The sequence below is a fragment of the Bradyrhizobium sp. USDA 4486 genome, assembly GCF_054057995.1.
The window spans coordinates 932,250-949,961 of record NZ_JBSRZV010000001.1; the positions used below are offsets into that span (position 1 = coordinate 932,250).

The following is a 17,712-nucleotide window of genomic DNA, read 5'->3' on the forward strand; positions in this document are numbered from 1 at the left end:
GCATCGCCCACGATTTCAACAACGTGCTTTCCGCCATCATGATGGCGAACGATTTCCTGCTGAACGCGCACAAGCCGACCGATCCGTCGTTCCAGGACATCATGCAGATCAAGCAGAACGCGACGCGCGCCGCCACATTGGTGCGGCAGCTGCTGGCGTTCTCGCGGCGCCAGACGCTGCGGCCGCAAGTGCTCGATCTCGGCGACGCGCTGTCCGACCTCGCCATGCTGCTGCGCCGGCTGATCGGCGAGAAGGTCAAGCACGAGACCATCCACGGCCGCGATCTCTGGCCGGTCAAGGTCGACGTCTCACAGTTCGAGCAGGTCATCGTCAACCTCGCGGTCAACGCGCGCGACGCCATGCCCGACGGCGGCAAGCTGATCATCCGCACCGCCAACGTCACCGCCGAGGAAGCGGCCAAGCTCGCCTACAAGGGCATGCCGGCCGCGGACTATGTGCGGATCGAGGTCGCCGACACCGGCACCGGCATTCCCGCCGACATCCGCGACAAGATTTTTGAGCCGTTCTTCTCGACCAAGGAAGTTGGCAAAGGCACCGGCCTCGGCCTCTCCACCGTCTACGGCATCGTCAAGCAGACCGGCGGCTTCATTTACGTGGACTCCGAGCCGGGACAGGGCACCTCGTTCCACATCTTCCTGCCGCGCCATCATCCCGAGGCGGAGGTGCAGGTCGAGCAGCCGGCGGCCGCGGTCAGCGCCACCAATGGCGCCGCGAAGGAGGCCGCGCCCGCGGCGGCGGAGGCAAAGCCACGCACGGATCTCACGGGGCAGGGAACCATCCTGCTGGTCGAGGACGAGGAGGGCTTGCGCGCACTCAACGCCCGCGGCCTGCGCTCACGTGGCTACACCGTCGTCGAGGCCGAGAACGGCGTCGAGGCCATGGAGGTGCTGGACGAGCAGAGCGGCGCAATCGATCTCGTCGTCTCCGACGTCGTGATGCCGGAGATGGACGGCCCGACGCTGCTCAAGGCGATGCGCGACAAGAATCCCGACATCAAGTTCATCTTCGTCTCCGGCTACGCGGAGGACGCCTTCGAGAAGAGCCTGCCCGAGGGCCAGCAGTTCGACTTCCTGCCAAAGCCCTTCACTCTCAGCCAGCTCGTGGCGGCGGTGAAGGAGACGATGACGAAGCAGGGGTGAGGCCGCCCCACACCGCTTGCTGTCCATACATGACGGTGGTGACAGCCGCACGCCAATGACGAGGAAAAGGCGGCAATATCACCGCGAGAAGGGCCGGTAATGGGCGACCACGGTTCCGCGCGCACCCCGGCCAAGCCCCCGCCAAATATGGGTTTTTGCCACATCCCCGCGACTGAGGGCCGCAGCTGCGGGTTTCGAAACCGACTTCACTTTTCGGGAAGTCTGCCCATCTTAGGGGCACGTCCCCATGCCGGGGATTTGGGAAACACACATGAATTTCTCGCAACGCTCCCGCAGTCTCTTCAAGACAATCGCCGTCGTGCTGGCGCTTGCACTGCCGACTGCGCTCGCGATCTCGTCTGCCGACGCGCGCGTCGGTGGCGGCATGTCGTCGGGGTCGCGCGGCTCGCGGACCTTTTCGGCGCCGCCGTCAACCACGACCGCCCCGGGCTCGACCTCGCAGTTCAACCGCACCTACACCCAGCCGGGCGCAGGCATGAATTCGGCTGCAGCCGCGCCGGCGCGCGGCGGCCTGTTCGGCCGCGGCGGCGGCTTCCTCGGCGGCCTCGCGGCCGGTTTCCTCGGCGCAGGCCTGCTCGGCATGCTGTTCGGCGGCGGCCTGTTCGGCGGCCTCGGCGGCCTGTCCTCGATCCTCGGCCTGATCATCCAGATCGTGCTCGTGGTGTTCGTGGTGCGGCTGGCGATGTCATGGTGGCAGCGCCGTCACAGCCCGCAGGCGGCTTATGCCAACGCTGACGCAGGTACCGGTCCGGGGTCTCAGACGAACTATCGCAGCGGACTTGGTGGTGGTCTTGGTGGTGGTCTTGGCAGCTTCGGCTTCGGCGGCAACAACAATGCGCCCCTCGAGATCAAGCCCGATGACTATGAGGCGTTCGAGCGCCTGCTCGGCGAGATCCAGACCGCCTGGTCGAACGAGGACGTAGCCAAGCTGCACACGCTCGCGACGCCGGAGATGGTCTCCTATTTCGAGCAGGATCTCGCCCAAAACCGCGCGCGCAACGTCGTGAACAAGGTGACCAACGTCAAGCTGCTCCAGGGCGACCTCGCGGAAGCCTGGCGCGAAGGCGAGACCGACTACGCCACGGTGGCGCTGCGCTTTGCGCTCACCGACAAGACGGTGGACCGCAACACCGGCGCGATCGTCGCCGGCAGCGAGCAGCCGGGCGAGGCGACCGAAATCTGGACCTTTGCCCGCCGCCCGAACGGCGGCTGGGAATTGTCGGCGATCCAGCAGACCAACTGATTGCGGACGAGATGAGAAACCAGGGCGTCGTGCTTCGGCACGGCGCCCTTTTCTTTGGCCGGTTCCGCAGCGCGGGATCGGAATAAGCGGGCCCGGCTCGGGTTGAAGTCAGGCGGCGAACCAAAAACACTCCTGGGAGGACAAGATGATACGTATCGAGAGATCCGTGACGATTTCAGCGCTCGCGCTCGCGCTGGCCTTGCTCGCGGCGCCATCCGCGCACGCGCAGTCAGCTGACATGACGTTCTTCGTGACCTCCAGCGGCCCGGGCAAGGGCGCCGATCTTGGCGGCCTGGAAGGAGCCGATGCGCACTGCGCGAAGCTCGCTCAGGCCGCCGGCGCCGGCGCCAAGACCTGGCGCGCCTATCTCTCAACGCAGGCCGCCGACGGCAAGCCGGCCGTCAACGCCCGCGATCGCATCGGCAAGGGACCCTGGCAGAATGCCAAGGGCACGGTCATCGCCAAGGACGTTGCCGACCTGCACGGTCCGGCCAACAATCTCACCAAGCAGACAGCACTCAGCGAGAAGGGCGAGGTCATCAACGGTGCCGGCGACACGCCAAACCGGCACGATATCCTCACGGGATCGCAACCCGACGGCACCGCTTTTGCCCCGGGAGACGACAAGACCTGCAAGAACTGGACATCCAGTACGCAAGGCGCGGCGGTCGTCGGCCATGCCGATCGTAAGGGCCTGCGCGACGACGAGCCGTCAAGGTCCTGGAACAGCTCTCACCCCTCGCGCGGTCCCGACGGCGGCTGCTCGCAGGCCGATCTGAAGAGCACCGGCGGCGATGGGCTGCTGTACTGCTTCGCGGCGAATTGAGACTCCGGTCGTTGCGAGAGGGTTCCGTCTCACCCGACGGAACCCTGAGGCGCATGCTACATTGGTTCCGCAGCATTCACGCTCACGGACCCTCCCATGAAATACGAGCTCTACTACTGGCCCGAGATCCAGGGCCGCGGCGAATATGTGCGGCTGGCGCTGGAGGAGGCGGGAGCGGCTTACGTCGATGTCGCGCGGGGGCCGCGCGGCACCAGTGCGATGATGAAGATGATGGAGGGGGGTGGCGGCACGCCGCCCTTTGCGCCGCCGTTCCTGAAGGCGGGCAAGCTCGTCATCGGCCAGACCGCCAACATCCTGCTCTATCTCGGCAGCCGTCACGGCCTCGCGCCGAAGGCGGAAGCAGGCCAGCTCTGGGTGCACCAGCTTCAGCTCACCATCACCGATCTCGTGGTCGAGATCCACGATACCCATCATCCGCTCGGACCTTCGCTCTATTACGAGGACGCGCGGCCGGCGGCGAAGAAGCGCACGGCCGAGTTCTGGGACGAGCGCGTGCCGAAATATCTCGGCTATTTCGAGCAGCTGCTCGCCAACAATGGTGGCGCCTACGTGACGGGCCGCCGGCTGACTTACGTCGATCTCTCGCTGTTCCAGATCGTCGCGGGGCTGCGCTACGCGTTCCCTAAACGCATGAAGACGTTCGAGACGGATATTCCGGGGCTCGTCGGCCTGCATGACCGCATCGCCGCGCGGCCGAACATCAAGGCCTATCTCGCAAGCGAGCGACGGATACCGTTCAACGAGCAGGGCATCTTCCGCCGCTATCGCGAGCTCGACAGTTAAAGCGCGATGATGCTTTAGCCGGCCCGGACTTAGGCTGGCGGCAGCCCCCGTCCCGGACCGGCCGTTTCGGACGCGATCAATCGCCCGAAAACCTGATAGCTTCCCGCAAGCTGCGAGCGCTCGTGACCAGGCCGCTCACTTGAATCAAGGGGCTCGCGCTCGTCGGGAGAGGGCGGCTTGCAGAACATTGTCGCGTCCATGGCGAGGAACACGCGCAGCTCGGTCGGCGTCAGCTTGAACAGCTTGCGGATGAGGTCGGGCGCGACGATCGTATCGATCGCTGCCTTGCTGATGGCGGACCGCGAACAGTGGCGCGCCGCCGCGATGAAGAGGGTCGTTGTGCCGCGTGGGGCGCGTGGTCAACCGCGCTCGATATCGATCCAGCCAGCCGGCAACGATGCGGCCGGAAACGCGAAAGGCCCGATCGATCGGATCGGGCGTTTCAACTTGGGAAGGGCCTGATCAGGCGAGCTGATCGATCCGCGTGCCCTGGCCCGGCGGCAGCGGTGCGGGCGGCTGCGGCTTGTAAGTCGGGTCATTGTCTTGAGTCTTGGTCTGGTCGTCCTGCTGCTTGGTCGTGTCGTAGCTCGGCACCACGATCGCGATCGGCGGCGGCGCAACGGTCGAAACGCTCATCCACAAATCCTCACAGATGGAAACAATTGACCTTGCTCCGGGAGGACCGAAATTTCCTTCAAGACAATCGTTAAAATGCGAGGGAATGGGGCAGTGGCGGAAGCTGCCGTTGCGACGAAAGCAATCCCAGTCTGTCTTCGCGGAAAGACGCTGGATTGCCTCGCTTCCGCCGTCGCTCTTCGCTTTCGCGGACAAGGCGCTCGCAATGCCGGGGTGTGTGGCGGTGGCGCCGCGACGCGCACGCCGCGGCGCCCGTGGAAAGAGCAGGTGCCCCTCTATTCGTCCTTGCCGCGCGTAATCGCAATCGACGCGTCCGTCTTGGTACGCGTGCATTCCATGTTGAGCCGCCGGTAGCGCATCGTGATCTTGTCACCGCGCAAGAGACCCATCCGCTTCAGACAGCGCGTCGCGCCGGTCGTGGTGTCGTCCTTGGTCACGGTGAACACGATCGCCGCCATCGAGCCCACCAGCGTCAGGAACTCCGGCGTCGGCTTGCGGTCGCCCTTGGCATAGAGCTCGATCGAATATTTATCGCCGCGGCACCCGACCGACAGCTCCTTGGCCGAGGGATGCGTCAGGTATACGATGTTGGCGGCGCGGAAATTCACCTTGAGACGGTCGATCTGGTCCGCCAGCTCCTTGGCGCTGTCGTCGCAGCGGTCCGCGCGCGCGGGCGAGGTGAGGGTCACAAGGCCGGTGATGGCGGCGGCGACCAGGATCGCGCCGCGGATGGTCGGTTTGAAAATCATGATGAAAAGCCCCTGAGGGCGCGCATTGAACCTTCGTCACGACCGGAGCGCAAGGGGTGCAGCCCGGTCTTCCCAGGCATCATGATGGCGACGGGACTTCACTGACATCGCTGGAACAGGGTGGTCAGGGTGTCGAATCCGGATGCCCCGACCGCGCCAGAACGCCTTCCCTTTACGTCAAAAAAGCTTAGAACGCTTCTATGCTAGGGCCCGCCAGGGCTCCAAAACCCCGAGATTTGCCTCATGAACGCTCCCACCGCCTTCCCCGATCAGTCAAAGCCCGTCCCGCCCTACAAGCACACCCCACTGTTTCCACTGGGCAAGGACGAGACGCCTTACAAGAAGATTTCGTCCGACGGCGTCAGGGTCGAGAAGGTCCTGGGTAAGGACATGCTGGTGGTGTCGCGCGAGGCGCTGCGGGCGCTGTCCGAGGCGGCTTTCGGCGAGATCAACCATTATCTGCGGCCCGGCCATCTGAAGCAGCTTCGCGCGATCTTGGAGGACGCCGAGGCGAGCCCGAACGACAAGTTCGTCGCACTGGACTTCCTGAAGAACGCCAACATCGCGGCCGGCGGCGTTTTGCCGATGTGCCAGGACACCGGCACTGCGATCATCATGGGCAAGAAGGGCTGCAACGTCATCACCGACGGAGACGACGAGGCCGCGCTGTCGGAAGGCGCGCGCGACGCTTACTTGCGCCGCAATCTGCGCTACTCGCAGGTCGCGCCGCTCTCGATGTACGAGGAGAAGAACACTGCCAACAACATGCCGGCGCAGTGCGAGATCTACGCGGAGGGTGACGACGCCTACAAGTTCATGTTCATGGCGAAGGGCGGCGGCTCCGCCAACAAGAGCTTTCTGTTCCAGGCGACGCCCTCGGTGCTGACCAAGGACCGGCTGCTTGCTTTCCTGAAGGAAAAGATCCTGACCCTCGGCACCGCCGCGTGCCCGCCTTATCACCTCGCCATCGTCATCGGCGGCACCTCGGCTGAGCTCTGCATGAAGACGGTGAAGCTCGCCTCCGCCCGCTATCTCGATGCGCTGCCGACCCACGGCTCGCCCGACGGCAACGCCTTCCGCGACGTCGAGATGGAGAAGGAAATCCACAAGATGACGCAAAGCCTGGGTGTGGGCGCGCAGTTCGGCGGAAAGTATTTCTGCCACGACGTGCGCGTGATCCGCATGCCGCGTCACGGCGCCTCGCTCCCGATCGGGCTGGGCGTGTCCTGCTCCGCCGACCGCCAGGTGTTGGGCAAGATCACCAAGGACGGCATCTATCTCGAGGAGCTCGAGCACAACCCGGCGCAGTATCTGCCGCAGGTCGAGCAGTCGCTCGGCGGCGAGGTGGTCAAGATCGACCTCAATCAGCCGATGAAGGACATTCTGGCGACGTTCTCGAAGTATCCGATCAAGACCCGCGTCTCGATGACCGGCACCATGATCGTCGCGCGCGACTCTGCGCATGCCAAGCTGCGCGAGCGGCTGGAGAAGGGCGAGCCGCTGCCTGACTATTTCAAGAACCATCCGGTCTATTACGCCGGCCCCGCCAAGACGCCCGAAGGCTATGCCTCCGGCGCGTTCGGTCCGACCACGGCGGGCCGCATGGATTCCTTTGTCGACCAGTTCCAGGCCGCGGGCGGCTCGATGGTGATGGTGGCCAAGGGCAATCGCGCGCCGGCCGTGCGCGAGGCCTGCAAGAAGTACGGCGGCTTCTATCTCGGCTCGATCGGCGGTGCGGCGGCGAACCTCGCCGAGCACTGCATCAAGAAGGTCGAGGTGCTCGAATATCCCGAGCTCGGCATGGAAGCGATCTGGCGCATCGAAGTCGTCGACTTCCCGGCGTTCATCATCATCGACGACAAGGGGAACGACTTCTTCAAGGAGTTGAATCTGGGCTGAGCTGTCATGGCCGGGCTTGACCCGGCCATTCATCGTTCTTCAAGCGAGATGGATACGCGGGTCATGCCCGCATATGAATGCCGCGCGGTGTTTACGCCCGCGCGCCGGTGAACGGGAAGCTGCCCATCGGGCCGATGCCCATTTCGCCGCTCATGCTGTCTCCGGTGACCGTGCCAGTGAATTCGAGCGTGAGCCGCATCGGGTTGGTGATCGAGACCTTCCAGTTGACGTTCTCGCCAGAGACGGTGCCGTCGAAGATCTCGGCGGTATTGCCTTCCGCACCCTGCGTGCCCGTGAGCGTGCCGCCGGTAGCCTTCAGCGTCAGCGTCGCCTGACGTTCGCCCATCGGCGTCGTCATGGTCAGATTCCAGTTGCCGTCCACGGCCATTCCCATCTCCCGAAACAAATCCCGGCGGGCCACGACGATCCGCGGCCAGTCCTGGAGGAGCCTATAGCCCAACTCGCAGCGCCTGCCTAACCCTGCATTGGAGGCATTTAGGCGCGGGCAGCGGCGCGCCGGCGGCTGGTGACGATGAGCCGGAGCACGACGTACTGCACGGCAAAGGCCAGGATCTTGGCGCCGCCCGCGACCACCGTGATGTAGAACGCCCACAGCTTCAGATCGCCGGTCGAAGCCACGAAGATCATGCCGGCGCCGATCGCGAACATCAGCGCGGCCCAGGCATAACCCGCGGCGGTCACATATTCTGGAACGGTCTCGGCGACGATCGGCGGCATGTAGCGCAGCATCCAGCCGCGCTTGAGCATGATGGCGCCGATCGCGAAATGCGCGATCGAGGGTTTTGCCAGCATGAATCGCGGGTCATTGGTCAGCAGCGTGACCGTGCCGAGCACGACGACGAGCGCGAGGCTCGCATAGGTCATGTAGTTGAGCTGCCTTCGCTTGACCCGGGCATAGATCACCTGCGCCACCGCGCCGGCAATTGCCACCGACGTCGCCAGGATGACGTTGTCGGTGATGAGATAAATGACCAGGAAGACGATCGCGGAGAGGAAGTCGGAGGCGAGGCGGGCGAATACGTCCTTCATCGTCGGTCCTGTTCAGCGAGGGGCGGGCAGTGCGCCGGACGGCGTACCGTACTTGATCTGGCGATACTCAGGATACCACTTTGTGAAGTAGATGGCGCTGTTGCGGGCGGCGAAGGCGACCGCAAGGCTCGACCAGAGCGGCAGGCCTGGGATGTAGAGCAGCACGAGATTGGCAGCCGCCATCAGCAACGCGGCCGTGGTCCAGGCGCCGGTGATGACGTAATTAGCGTAGCGGAAGCCGGGCATCGCTGCGGTCTCGGCCGGGACCGATTCAAGCGCATATTGCAGCGTGAAGGGACGGCGGACCAGCATCGAGCCGAGCGAGATGACGAAAATTCCGATGTCGACCGACAGCTTGACGCCGAGCGTCCCGAGCGCGGGGTCGAGCAGCATGAGATAGAGGCCGATCGCGGCGAACATGATCGCCGAGCCCGTGGCCAGGATCTTCGCGGAGCGGCCGCGCAGTACATCGATCGCGATGGTGGCGAGGCAGATCGCGGATGCCGCGAACACGCTGACCGCGGCCGACGTCACCAGCATCAGGAAGGTGAAAGCGCCGTAGGGCGCGAGGATCAGGAAAATCGCCATGGGCGCCTCGGTCAGGTCGATCTTTACGATGTAAAGATCAATAGTTCAGGAGCGACCGCGGGTCAAGCAAAATCTTTACAGTGTCAAAATGGTGTAGGCAATTTCTAAAAAGTGAAGGGCTGTAACGGCTTGGTCGGACGCCTCGCCGGCCAACTCCGCCCAGGGCAGGCGTGCCAGGAGCGGCAGCGCGGAGGCAGCCAGGAGGCCGGCAGCGAGCAGAATGCCTCCGTTGAAGATGGCATGATGCTGTTGCCGCAGCCGGATCATGCAGAATGCGAGCGCTGCGCAGGCCATGGCGAGAACGACCAGGGAGTCCGCGGTGATCGTGGACATGTAAATCTGACTCCTCTCTCCGTCATTCCGGGCTCGCGACGTCGTCGCGCCCTGCAACGACGGCGGGGCTACGCCGCCCCCACCCAATTGCCGTGGAAGCCATCCGGCACGCGGTGGGCGAGCTGCACCAGCGCGACGGGCCCGACCTCGATATCGGTGGCGTTGAACACCGCGAGGTCGCTGCGGTTCTCCCGCGCGCGCCAGATCACGGCGAGCAGCCAACCGTCGCCCTCGACCGCATCTTTCGAGCGCTCGACGAACACCGGCTCCGAGATGGTGTCGCCAGTGGGCAGCAGATAATGGCCAAGCCGCCGACCGTTGTCGTCGACATGGACGATGCCCGACAGCGCGCCGAACGTCGGCAGTTTCGGATTGGCGCAGGCGTACCAGCCGTGACGGCTCTTCAGCCCGGCACGGCGATCGTCGATGCGCGGGAATTCGCCGGTGAGATCGTCCAGGTACGTCTGCTGGAAGCGGTCGGTATTTCCTGACAAATCGAACGTCCAGCGGCAATGGCGGGCGCGTGATTTCTCCGGATCCGTCGGCCGGCCGTCGGGATGTGGAAACAGCGGCGCTTCCTCGAACTGCATGACGTCGGCGATGATGCGATCGCCGTCCTCCCATGCGTTCATGACGTGGAAGACGTAGCAGGCCTCAGCGCGAAACCAGGTGATGTCCTTCGCCGTGCCGCTGCGCTTCATTACGCCGACATAGGCGCCCTTGTCCGGCTCCCAGGCATAAGGCGGCCGTCCGCTCATCGCGCGCTTCATGCTGCCGGTGATGGGCAGGATCGGAAACAGCACATAGTTCGCGGTGACGATGAAGTCGTGCACCATGCTGGCATAGGGCGCCTCGAACCGTTCGAAGCGCGTCGCCTGGCCGGAGGCGTCTATCGATCCGTAGGAGAGGGCAGCTGTCAGCGGCCCTGCGGCGTTGTAGCCGAAGAACACGAGCTCGCCCGTGACGGGATCGACCTTCGGATGCGCGGTGAAACTGCCGGCAAGGCGGCCCTGGTAGTTGTGATAGCCGCGTGTTGCGAGTGTGGCCGGCTCGATCTCGGTCGGCAGATGTGCTTCCTCCAGTGCGAGCAGCTTGCCGGCATGGAAGATGATGTTGGTGTTGGCGACGCCGCCGTCGGTGAGGTTCGCAGGCGCATCCGGCAGCTTGCGGCCGAAGCCGCCGAACAGCGCGCGGCCGGCATCGTGCTCGGCGAGCCATTTCGGCGTTCGGACCCAGCGGTTGCGATAGCTGGCACGGCCGTTCTCGAGGTGGAAAGCGTGCAGCATGCCGTCGCCGACGAACCAGTGCGCGCCGGGCGAATCGAACTGCGGGTTGGGGCCATTACGATAGAGCGTGCCGTTCAGCTCGCGCGGCAATTCGCCGACGATCTTGAGGAAGGGGGCGTCGGCCTCGAATGGGATCGGGCCGAGATTGTGGCGGCGCTCGGCGATAGCATCCTGCTGCACGGCGTGGCCTCCGTATCTTTACATCGTCAAGATCGATTAAGGCTAGTCGCGCCTTCCGTCAAGTGAAATCTTTACACTGTCAATATTGCGTCATATAGCTTGCAAATGGCCAAGAGCGACACCAAGGGCGAAACAGCGCGTCACCCACGTGCCCCCAGAAGAACAACGTCGACCGCTGCGCCGCGCCCGGCGCGCCGCGGAGCGAGTGCGAAGACCGAGACGCGCTATCATCACGGCGCGTTGCGGGAAGCGCTGCTCCAGGCTGCCGAACGGGTGCTGGAGCGCGACGGGCTTGGCGGCCTGACATTGCGGGCGGTAGCGCGCGAGGCCGGCGTCTCGCATGCCGCGCCGACGCATCATTTCGGCGATCTCACGGGGCTGCTCAGCGAGCTCGCCGCCGTCGGCTTCCGCCAGTTCAACGCGGCGATGGCCTCGTCCTGTGAGGCCGCCGCCACGCCACTCGAGCGCGCGCTGGCGCGGCCGAAGGCCTATGTGGCCTATGCGCAGGCGCATCCCGGCATGTACGGCATCATGTTCCGCACCGAGCGGCTCGATTATTCCAGACCGTCGCTGCAAGAGGCGGCTGAGGCTTCGTTTGCCGGACTTGCCAATGCGATCGGTGCGATGCGGCAGGAGCAGATCAGCGGCGATACGCTGACGCTGAACCAGGGCGCGGCGATCGCGCGCGCGTGGTCAATGGTGCACGGCTTCACCATGCTGCTGCTCGACGGGCGCCTTGAGGACATCTTGGAGCGTATGCCCGAGGGCACGACTGCCGAGCGCCTGCTCGAGGCGATGCTGACGGCGCCCGTCACGAGCAGGCTGCCAGGGCCCTGATCGGCCGGGCTAGCGCATCGTTGCGAGCTCGACGGCGCGGCCTCTATTGCCGATGATCTTCACCTCGTCCTTGCCGCAAGTGAAGCTGCGGGCGAAATCGTCGGCGGCCTTGCGCGCGAGCCCGTTGGCGTCGGGATTGGCGATCGCATCGACATAGGCGACGTGGCAGACCGGGCCCGGCGGCAGCCGCGTCACCACCAGCATCGCCTTGGTGTTCGGCCGTCCCCGCTTGTTGGTATCGTTATTGTCGGCGATGTGCCAGCGCTGGATGATCGCAAACGGCTTTGTGCCCGCAGCGCGCCATTCGACGGTGGCCTCGGACGAATTGAACGGGGCGAACCAGCTCTGTGCCGCCGGTTCCTCCGCGGCGACGCTGCGGCTGTGGCCGACCGAGACGATCTCGCGCAGATCGTCCTCGTCGATCAACACGATCAGGCCGCCCTTGCCCGGGCAGACCCGCGTCGTGCTGCCGTCAAGCTCGCTGGGCTTGCCGATCTGGCGGCAGGTCTTCGGTGCGGTCGAGGTGTAGGTGCTGCCGAGGGATTGGGCGGCGGCACCCTCCAGACCGGTGCACATCAGCAACATAGTGAGGCATGCGGTGGCAGTACGGATCATGAGGAGACCTCGATGCGAGCGGAACTCTCCCATCAGACGTCTTGATTGTGGGCAAGGTTCGAAACAAGATTGTGAGACACCTGACAGCGCCGCGGAATCGTTCTAGAAGAGCGGCTTCGCTTCGGCTCATCCGGCCGCGTCCTCGTTCTTTTGATCATGCCAGCCACACCGTCGAACAAACCCTATCGCGTCGGCCGCTCCAAGACCGGACTCGGCCTCTTCGCCACCAAACCGATCAAGAAGGGAACCCGGATCATCCGTTATTTCGGACCGATCCTGGACTCGCGCATTCCCGAGCAGGACGAGATCGAGAACAAATACCTGTTCGAGCTCAACGGCCGCTGGACCATCGACGGCTCGGTGCGCAAGAATCTCGCACGCTACATCAACCATTCCTGCCGGCCCAACGCGGAGTCCGATGTCCGGCCGCGCGAGCGCAAGGTGTTCATCCGCGCCATCAAGAACATCGAGCCCGGCGACGAGATCAACTACGATTACGGCACCGATTATTTCAAGGCCTATCTGAAGCCGATCGGCTGCAAGTGCGACTCCTGCGAAAAGAAGCGCAAGAAACTGCGCGCCGAGGCGCGGGCCGAACGCGCCAAGGTGAAGGCGCGCACGGAAGCCAAGGCCAAGAAGGCGCCCGTCAAGGGCATCAAAAAGAAGAAGCTGAACGGTCACGCGTTCGGCAAGTCCCGCGCGCGGGCATAGTCTCCGCTGTCATGCCCACGCGAAAGCGAGGCCATCGTCAGGTGTGATTCCGGATCTGGTGCCGACGCACCCGATCCGGAATGACGGTGAGCTGGGCCTCACGCCGCCACCACGTTCCCGCTCTTCCGCAGCCCCACATATTGCAGCTCGGCGAACACGCCTGTTGCGATCGCCTGCGCTACGATCATGAGCTCGCCGGCAAGGTTCGGCGACACTGCGCCCGAGAACAGCAGCGCAATGCTGCCAACTGTCCACGCCGCGTTGCCGATCACGACCAGCAGCACGAGCGGCTTTGCAAGGCAGGCGCGCGAGGCGAGCCAGCCGACCAGCGCGGTATAGGCGATTAGGAACAGCCCGGTTTCGCGCAGCAGCGCTTCGGGCAGATCGAACAGCGCAGCAAACGCGCTTGCGCCGAACGCGAAGCCGAGGGCAGCAATGCCGCTGAAGATGGCGTCGGCGAGCAAGGCGCGGCGCAGGAAGGCGGATGCGTCGATCATCGTAGGTCTCCTTGGCTGGTTGGACTCGGGGTGGAATTCAGCACAGTCCGCGCCACCAGGCGCGGACCAGGCGGGCGAGGCGGAACGGGCAGAGGCTCCTGCCGACGCCGTGCTCGAAGGCGATGACCTGCGCGACGACATAGTCGCCGGTCGAATGCAGCAGCGGCTCCGGCACGTTGAGGCTGCGCGCCAGCATGCGGCTGGCGAGGGCGATCGCCCAGGGAAGAAGGTGGTCCGTGACGGTCCGGTAGAGCAACAGCGCGATCATGGTCATCTCCCTATTGCGACCGAAGATGCGCGCGCCCGCGCCCCAATTCGATTACCTCGCGGGTAACAACGGGGCGTGTTCGGGACGGTTCTAATATGTTCAATGCCGTTCGCGATGTGCCCTGAATCCCTTGAAAAACAAGAGCTTCTGCGTACATACGTGTCCGTCACTGTTTGTTCTCATTCGCCTCCAGCCGCTCGACTTGTTGGTATTTTTGTTGGTATCGGGAGAGCAGATGTTCTCGGTGACTTCCGATATTCCGAGTAGGAGGAAATCTAAAGCAGATGCGAAGCGACAAGGACAAACAATCCAACCCAGAGCAGATCAGGACCGACGTTGACTGCCGTGCCGCCAAGCCCAAGTTTGAGCACGGAGTGTGGAAAGCTAGAAAGATTTCCGACGCGACCGGCGGCGGTCTCTATCTCTTGATCAAGCCGGATCCAAACAAAGCGGGCAAGGCAGGATCCAAGCTCTGGCGGATGGCCTATCGCTTTCACGGTAGGCAGAAGACCTACTCCATCGGGCCTTATGGAAACGGTAGCGACGGCACCATCTCGCTCGCCGGGGCCCGCCAGAAGCGTGACGCCGCAAAAGCCCTGCTCGCACAAGACAGGCCGGTCGATCCCTCGATCGAAAAACAATTCGAACGGCACCGCCACGCAGCTGAGCGTCCTTTCGGCATGTGGATCGACGAATGGCTTGCGGACAAGAGGACCGAAAAGATCAAGCGTGGTAGGCTCGTCACCGTGCGCAGTCCTGAAACAATCGCACTTCTCGAAAGATGGGCCGGCTATTTGAAGGATCGCTTCGGCAGGCTCTATCGGCCGGACATCAAGCGTCCCGATGTGCTCGCCTTCTTTCGGGGTATGCAGGTTGAAGGTAGATTGGAGACCCGTGATCGAGTCCACAGTATCGGTGAGCAAGTCTGCGACTACGCTGACCTGGAGGGTGATGGATATAATCCGTTCCGGACCTGCAAGAAGCAACTCAGTGTCAACCTCTCAACGCCACGGCCCGGCGTCACCGAGCTGCAGGACGTGGTTCGTTTGTTCCGGCTGATCATGTCGCCATGGGAGAAGGCCAGATTTGGCGATGTGGTCGGTGATGCCCTTCGAGTCGATGCGTTGACGATTCCCCGTCCGGGCATGATCAACTACATGGAGTGGACTGAAGTCGATTGGGATACCAAACGCTGGACCATCCCAGCAGCGAAGATGAAGACTGGATGGGATCACGTCGTGCCTTTGTCGCGGCAAACCCTCGCGATTCTTCAGCGAGTGCAGCGTATCACTGGGGATCGGCGTTATGTGTTTGCTTGTGCTAAGGACGCACCGCTTTCCAGCAGAACGCTCTGTCATCGGTTGCGGGCGCTCGGCATCGACACCAAGACCGAGCATTGCGCCCACGGTTTCCGCACTACATTCTCGACGCTTTGCCACCATGAGGAAATCGACGAAGCAAAGGCGTGGGACAGCGATGTAGTAGAGCTCCAGCTAGCGCATCTCGAAAGTGGCTCGGTAAAGGCGATCTACAAACGGCACGGGCCGCTTGCACTGATCGGCTCGCGCACCAAGTTGATGCAGCATTGGGCTGATCGAGCTGATAGCTTTGCCGATCCAAGAAAAATTGTGGTGACCTCGGCGATTCCTGCCAGCACTGCGACAGGCTAAGCTGCAGCGCTTCTCTTCATGTGCTCGGCTCAATGCGAGGAAGGGATCTATGATAGGCGTCGAGGGAATCGGCATCGACCATGGTCTGCCCTCCCATCTTGTAAGCGAGGATTCTTCCGTTCTTGATCAGTTCGTATGCCTTGGTTCGACCGAATCCACCCCGCTCCAAAGCCTTCTTCAATGGAATCAGGTTGCGTTTCTGACTGGGCGCGCCGCTCATCGTCGTCGATTCTTCCCGTGCTAGACTACTCATCGTTGCCCCGCCGCAAAAAGACGGCGCTGCGCCAATTCAATTCATGGCTTTGGTCTGCGGTCTAGTGAAGGCAGAGAAGGCTTCGAGCATTATGGGTCGGCAGAAGGATCCGTGATTCATTGTGGGCCAGCGAGATCGAATGAGAGCATAGGGCTCATTTTACGGTGATTGGCCTTTCGCATCGTCGTTCGGAATGGCGAGCTCTGTTGGGCGCACACTTGTTGCGTTAGGCCGCTCAAGCCGACCCCAGATGGATCGAGCTGGCTGATTCAAGCTCGCGTTGGGCGTTGCTCATAATGTGAGCTCGAGGAGCATTGAGATGGCCTGCGGACGGGCTCATTTCAGAGCTTGATGGGCTCATCGCGGCCGGGCTGTTGTTCCGGCAGGGTGCTGCACCCGACGCTACCTATTGGTTCAAGCACGCCCTCGTACAGGATGCCGCATATAACACGCTGCTGCGGGAGCCAAGGCGGGCGTTGCATGCGCATATTGCCGAAGCACTAGAACGCCGCTTTGCCGAGATCGCCGAGAGCCAGCCTGAACTTGTGGCGCGCCACTACACCAGCGCCGAATTATTCCAGAAGTCGGCACGGCTTTGGGGCAAGGCCGGTTTGCGTTCACAAGAGCGCCGCGTTAGCGGAGGCAGCCGAACAGCTTGGCCAAGCGCTCTCGCAAATGGCAGCTATGCCCAGCACTCCGGAACTGCGTAGAGAGCAGATAGTGCTGCAAGTGGCACTGATGAACACGCTCATGCACGTGAAAGGATATGGCTCGGCGGAGACGAAGGGTGCAGTAGCTGAAGTGACGAGGCTCATCGATGAAGCCGAACGGCTGGGGGAACGCCTCGAAGACGACTCCTTGCTTCTCTCGGCTCTGTTTGGCCAGTGGATCGTCAACTTTATTCGTTTTGACGGTGACGCTGCCAAAGAGATAGCGGCCCGGTTTTTGGCCCATGTCAGCAAAGCAGAATCATTACCCCTAGTTGTCGGGCACCGCACGATGGGTAGCACGTTAGCGCTAATCGGAGATCTCATTCAGGCGCGTTGGCATTACGATCAAGCACTCGCACTTTACCGCCCGACCGAGCACCGGCGCTTTATGACGCGCTTCGGCCAAGATCTCAGGGTCCCCTGTCTCGGCTTTCGCTCGATGGCTTTGTGGCTGCTCGGCTATCCTGACGCAGCACTCAATGACGCAGATTGCGCGTTGACGGAAGCTCGTCAGATTGGCCATGGCGCTACATTGATGTTCACTCTGAATTTTCCGATAATTGTGAATACCTATTGCGGTAACTACGCCCGGGCTAACGGCCTTGTGGATGAACTGGTAGAACTGGCGGATCAAAAAGGGGCAGCATTCCGACAGGCCGAAGGAGTGCTGAGACGGGGCTATATAGCCACGCTAGCCGGCAGCTCTAATGAAGCGGTGCGAATGGTAAGCTCTGGCATCTCGCTATGGAGATCGGCCGGGTCGACGATATTTGCGCCAGAGCAAGAGACCATGTTGGCATTCGCTTATGCCAGGTCAGGTCAGTTCGATGCTGCCTGGCGCTGTGTCCGTGACGCTATCGCCGTCATGGAACGCACCAACGAAAGATGGTGCGAAGCAGAGGTTTACCGTGTGGCGGGCGAAATCACGCTTTTGTCGCCGGAGCAAGATGTATCGAAGGCCGAGGCATATATGAAGCGCGCTCTCGAGATATCTCGATCTCAGCAGGCGAGATCATGGCAACTGCGTGCTGCCACCAGCATGGCTAGGCTCCTCTGCCGGCAGCATGAACCGAAGGCGGCATATGAGGTGCTTGCTCCCGCGTATGACTGGTTCAAGGAAGGGTTTGGCACGCGCGATTTGCAAGATGCCAAATCGCTGCTATCGAACCTTCAGTGAACCGACCGAGACTTCAGTCATGGACTCCGCCATCGCCTGGCGCACCGGTCCAATGCCCATGACGACATGGGCGACGAAGTTGCGAAGATGCCGGGCGGCGTGGTTGTGCAGCGTGGCCGTCTTCGTAAGCCGGCCCGTCGAGTGGATTACAGCGGCGCCTACCGCCCTGCGCTCGACACTATAGCTGTCGAGCAGTGCA

22 protein-coding genes are annotated in these 17,712 nt (G+C 63.0%); 11 read left to right on the top strand and 11 right to left on the bottom strand.

From position 1 onward, the window contains the following. Positions 1–41 precede the first annotated feature (41 nt). The 5 genes from ACVWY3_RS04440 to ACVWY3_RS04460 all read left to right on the top strand — a co-directional run bounded on the left by ACVWY3_RS04440 (position 42) and on the right by ACVWY3_RS04460 (position 4,516). The gene (locus ACVWY3_RS04440; protein WP_456843288.1) at positions 42–1,160 is read left to right on the top strand and encodes a response regulator; all 1,119 of its coding nucleotides are present in this window, start codon (positions 42–44) and stop codon (positions 1,158–1,160) included. A gap of 247 nt (positions 1,161–1,407) precedes the next feature. Continuing rightward, a complete protein-coding gene (locus ACVWY3_RS04445; protein ID WP_456837359.1) occupies positions 1,408–2,424 on the top strand; it encodes a Tim44 domain-containing protein in 1,017 nt (338 codons plus the stop codon). Positions 2,425–2,569: 145 nt separating this feature from the next. Continuing rightward, entirely contained in the window at positions 2,570–3,250 is a 681-nt protein-coding gene (locus tag ACVWY3_RS04450; protein ID WP_456837360.1) for a lectin, read from the top strand. A gap of 96 nt (positions 3,251–3,346) precedes the next feature. Continuing rightward, positions 3,347–4,054, top strand: coding sequence for a glutathione S-transferase (locus ACVWY3_RS04455; protein WP_456837361.1), 708 nt, complete (start codon positions 3,347–3,349; stop codon positions 4,052–4,054). A 177-nt stretch (positions 4,055–4,231) separates the two neighbouring features. Continuing rightward, complete coding sequence (locus tag ACVWY3_RS04460; RefSeq protein WP_456837362.1) at positions 4,232–4,516, top strand: hypothetical protein; 285 nt, start codon at positions 4,232–4,234, stop codon at positions 4,514–4,516. Here the strand turns inward: ACVWY3_RS04460 and ACVWY3_RS04465 are convergent, their stop codons facing one another. Further along, positions 4,517–4,690, bottom strand: a complete 174-nt coding sequence (locus ACVWY3_RS04465; protein ID WP_456837363.1) for a hypothetical protein — start codon at positions 4,688–4,690, stop codon at positions 4,517–4,519. 275 nt (positions 4,691–4,965) lie between these two features. Then, a complete protein-coding gene (locus ACVWY3_RS04470) occupies positions 4,966–5,439 on the bottom strand; it encodes a hypothetical protein (protein WP_456837364.1) in 474 nt (157 codons plus the stop codon). A gap of 243 nt (positions 5,440–5,682) precedes the next feature. Here ACVWY3_RS04470 and ACVWY3_RS04475 point away from each other — a divergent pair, with 243 nt between their 5' ends. After that, positions 5,683–7,338 (top strand): fumarate hydratase, encoded by a 1,656-nt coding sequence (locus ACVWY3_RS04475; RefSeq protein ID WP_456837365.1) that lies wholly within the window; start codon positions 5,683–5,685, stop codon positions 7,336–7,338. 91 nt (positions 7,339–7,429) lie between these two features. Here ACVWY3_RS04475 and ACVWY3_RS04480 read toward each other — a convergent pair whose 3' ends face one another. The 5 genes from ACVWY3_RS04480 to ACVWY3_RS04500 form a co-directional block, all read right to left on the bottom strand. Next, positions 7,430–7,726 (bottom strand): hypothetical protein, encoded by a 297-nt coding sequence (locus ACVWY3_RS04480; RefSeq protein WP_456837366.1) that lies wholly within the window; start codon positions 7,724–7,726, stop codon positions 7,430–7,432. Positions 7,727–7,833: 107 nt separating this feature from the next. Continuing rightward, on the bottom strand, positions 7,834–8,388 hold the full coding sequence (locus ACVWY3_RS04485) for an inner membrane-spanning protein YciB (protein ID WP_456837367.1): 555 nt from the start codon (positions 8,386–8,388) through the stop codon (positions 7,834–7,836). Between the two features lie 12 nt (positions 8,389–8,400). Further along, complete coding sequence (locus ACVWY3_RS04490; protein WP_456837368.1) at positions 8,401–8,976, bottom strand: hypothetical protein; 576 nt, start codon at positions 8,974–8,976, stop codon at positions 8,401–8,403. Positions 8,977–9,051: 75 nt separating this feature from the next. After that, the gene (locus ACVWY3_RS04495; RefSeq protein ID WP_456837369.1) at positions 9,052–9,309 is read right to left on the bottom strand and encodes a hypothetical protein; all 258 of its coding nucleotides are present in this window, start codon (positions 9,307–9,309) and stop codon (positions 9,052–9,054) included. 68 nt (positions 9,310–9,377) lie between these two features. Then, positions 9,378–10,775, bottom strand: coding sequence for a carotenoid oxygenase family protein (locus ACVWY3_RS04500; RefSeq protein WP_456837370.1), 1,398 nt, complete (start codon positions 10,773–10,775; stop codon positions 9,378–9,380). 105 nt (positions 10,776–10,880) lie between these two features. Here ACVWY3_RS04500 and ACVWY3_RS04505 point away from each other — a divergent pair, with 105 nt between their 5' ends. Continuing rightward, positions 10,881–11,612 (top strand): TetR/AcrR family transcriptional regulator, encoded by a 732-nt coding sequence (locus ACVWY3_RS04505; protein WP_456837371.1) that lies wholly within the window; start codon positions 10,881–10,883, stop codon positions 11,610–11,612. Between the two features lie 9 nt (positions 11,613–11,621). Here the strand turns inward: ACVWY3_RS04505 and ACVWY3_RS04510 are convergent, their stop codons facing one another. Next, a complete protein-coding gene (locus ACVWY3_RS04510; RefSeq protein ID WP_456837372.1) occupies positions 11,622–12,227 on the bottom strand; it encodes a hypothetical protein in 606 nt (201 codons plus the stop codon). Between the two features lie 156 nt (positions 12,228–12,383). Here ACVWY3_RS04510 and ACVWY3_RS04515 point away from each other — a divergent pair, with 156 nt between their 5' ends. Beyond that, positions 12,384–12,938: an SET domain-containing protein gene (locus tag ACVWY3_RS04515; protein WP_456837373.1), complete on the top strand. Its 555-nt coding sequence runs from the start codon at positions 12,384–12,386 to the stop codon at positions 12,936–12,938. A 98-nt stretch (positions 12,939–13,036) separates the two neighbouring features. Here the strand turns inward: ACVWY3_RS04515 and ACVWY3_RS04520 are convergent, their stop codons facing one another. Beyond that, positions 13,037–13,435: a hypothetical protein gene (locus tag ACVWY3_RS04520; RefSeq protein ID WP_456837374.1), complete on the bottom strand. Its 399-nt coding sequence runs from the start codon at positions 13,433–13,435 to the stop codon at positions 13,037–13,039. A gap of 37 nt (positions 13,436–13,472) precedes the next feature. Next, complete coding sequence (locus ACVWY3_RS04525) at positions 13,473–13,703, bottom strand: hypothetical protein (protein ID WP_456837375.1); 231 nt, start codon at positions 13,701–13,703, stop codon at positions 13,473–13,475. A gap of 284 nt (positions 13,704–13,987) precedes the next feature. Between ACVWY3_RS04525 and ACVWY3_RS04530 the strand changes: the two genes are divergently transcribed. Beyond that, positions 13,988–15,373, top strand: a complete 1,386-nt coding sequence (locus ACVWY3_RS04530; protein ID WP_456837376.1) for a tyrosine-type recombinase/integrase — start codon at positions 13,988–13,990, stop codon at positions 15,371–15,373. 16 nt (positions 15,374–15,389) lie between these two features. On the opposite strand, the gene ACVWY3_RS04535 is transcribed toward ACVWY3_RS04530, so the two are convergent. Then, on the bottom strand, positions 15,390–15,593 hold the full coding sequence (locus tag ACVWY3_RS04535; protein WP_456837377.1) for a hypothetical protein: 204 nt from the start codon (positions 15,591–15,593) through the stop codon (positions 15,390–15,392). A gap of 347 nt (positions 15,594–15,940) precedes the next feature. Here ACVWY3_RS04535 and ACVWY3_RS04540 point away from each other — a divergent pair, with 347 nt between their 5' ends. Then, positions 15,941–16,336 carry a hypothetical protein gene (locus ACVWY3_RS04540; RefSeq protein ID WP_456837378.1) on the top strand — a complete coding sequence of 132 codons (396 nt, stop codon included), beginning with the start codon at positions 15,941–15,943 and terminating at the stop codon, positions 16,334–16,336. 28 nt (positions 16,337–16,364) lie between these two features. Beyond that, positions 16,365–17,513: a tetratricopeptide repeat protein gene (locus ACVWY3_RS04545; RefSeq protein ID WP_456837379.1), complete on the top strand. Its 1,149-nt coding sequence runs from the start codon at positions 16,365–16,367 to the stop codon at positions 17,511–17,513. Positions 17,514–17,712 lie beyond the last annotated feature (199 nt).

Coding starts and splice junctions, on each gene's coding strand:
- ACVWY3_RS04440 (WP_456843288.1), top strand. CDS start 42: ATGGCGAACGATTTCCTGCTGAACGCGCACAAGCCGACCGATCCGTCG.
- ACVWY3_RS04445 (WP_456837359.1), top strand. CDS start 1,408: ATGCCGGGGATTTGGGAAACACACATGAATTTCTCGCAACGCTCCCGC.
- ACVWY3_RS04450 (WP_456837360.1), top strand. CDS start 2,570: ATGATACGTATCGAGAGATCCGTGACGATTTCAGCGCTCGCGCTCGCG.
- ACVWY3_RS04455 (WP_456837361.1), top strand. CDS start 3,347: ATGAAATACGAGCTCTACTACTGGCCCGAGATCCAGGGCCGCGGCGAA.
- ACVWY3_RS04465 (WP_456837363.1), bottom strand. CDS start 4,690: ATGAGCGTTTCGACCGTTGCGCCGCCGCCGATCGCGATCGTGGTGCCG.
- ACVWY3_RS04470 (WP_456837364.1), bottom strand. CDS start 5,439: ATGATTTTCAAACCGACCATCCGCGGCGCGATCCTGGTCGCCGCCGCC.
- ACVWY3_RS04475 (WP_456837365.1), top strand. CDS start 5,683: ATGAACGCTCCCACCGCCTTCCCCGATCAGTCAAAGCCCGTCCCGCCC.
- ACVWY3_RS04480 (WP_456837366.1), bottom strand. CDS start 7,726: ATGGCCGTGGACGGCAACTGGAATCTGACCATGACGACGCCGATGGGC.
- ACVWY3_RS04485 (WP_456837367.1), bottom strand. CDS start 8,388: ATGAAGGACGTATTCGCCCGCCTCGCCTCCGACTTCCTCTCCGCGATC.
- ACVWY3_RS04490 (WP_456837368.1), bottom strand. CDS start 8,976: ATGGCGATTTTCCTGATCCTCGCGCCCTACGGCGCTTTCACCTTCCTG.
- ACVWY3_RS04495 (WP_456837369.1), bottom strand. CDS start 9,309: ATGTCCACGATCACCGCGGACTCCCTGGTCGTTCTCGCCATGGCCTGC.
- ACVWY3_RS04505 (WP_456837371.1), top strand. CDS start 10,881: ATGGCCAAGAGCGACACCAAGGGCGAAACAGCGCGTCACCCACGTGCC.
- ACVWY3_RS04510 (WP_456837372.1), bottom strand. CDS start 12,227: ATGATCCGTACTGCCACCGCATGCCTCACTATGTTGCTGATGTGCACC.
- ACVWY3_RS04515 (WP_456837373.1), top strand. CDS start 12,384: ATGCCAGCCACACCGTCGAACAAACCCTATCGCGTCGGCCGCTCCAAG.
- ACVWY3_RS04520 (WP_456837374.1), bottom strand. CDS start 13,435: ATGATCGACGCATCCGCCTTCCTGCGCCGCGCCTTGCTCGCCGACGCC.
- ACVWY3_RS04525 (WP_456837375.1), bottom strand. CDS start 13,703: ATGATCGCGCTGTTGCTCTACCGGACCGTCACGGACCACCTTCTTCCC.
- ACVWY3_RS04530 (WP_456837376.1), top strand. CDS start 13,988: ATGCGAAGCGACAAGGACAAACAATCCAACCCAGAGCAGATCAGGACC.
- ACVWY3_RS04535 (WP_456837377.1), bottom strand. CDS start 15,593: ATGAGCGGCGCGCCCAGTCAGAAACGCAACCTGATTCCATTGAAGAAG.
- ACVWY3_RS04545 (WP_456837379.1), top strand. CDS start 16,365: ATGAACACGCTCATGCACGTGAAAGGATATGGCTCGGCGGAGACGAAG.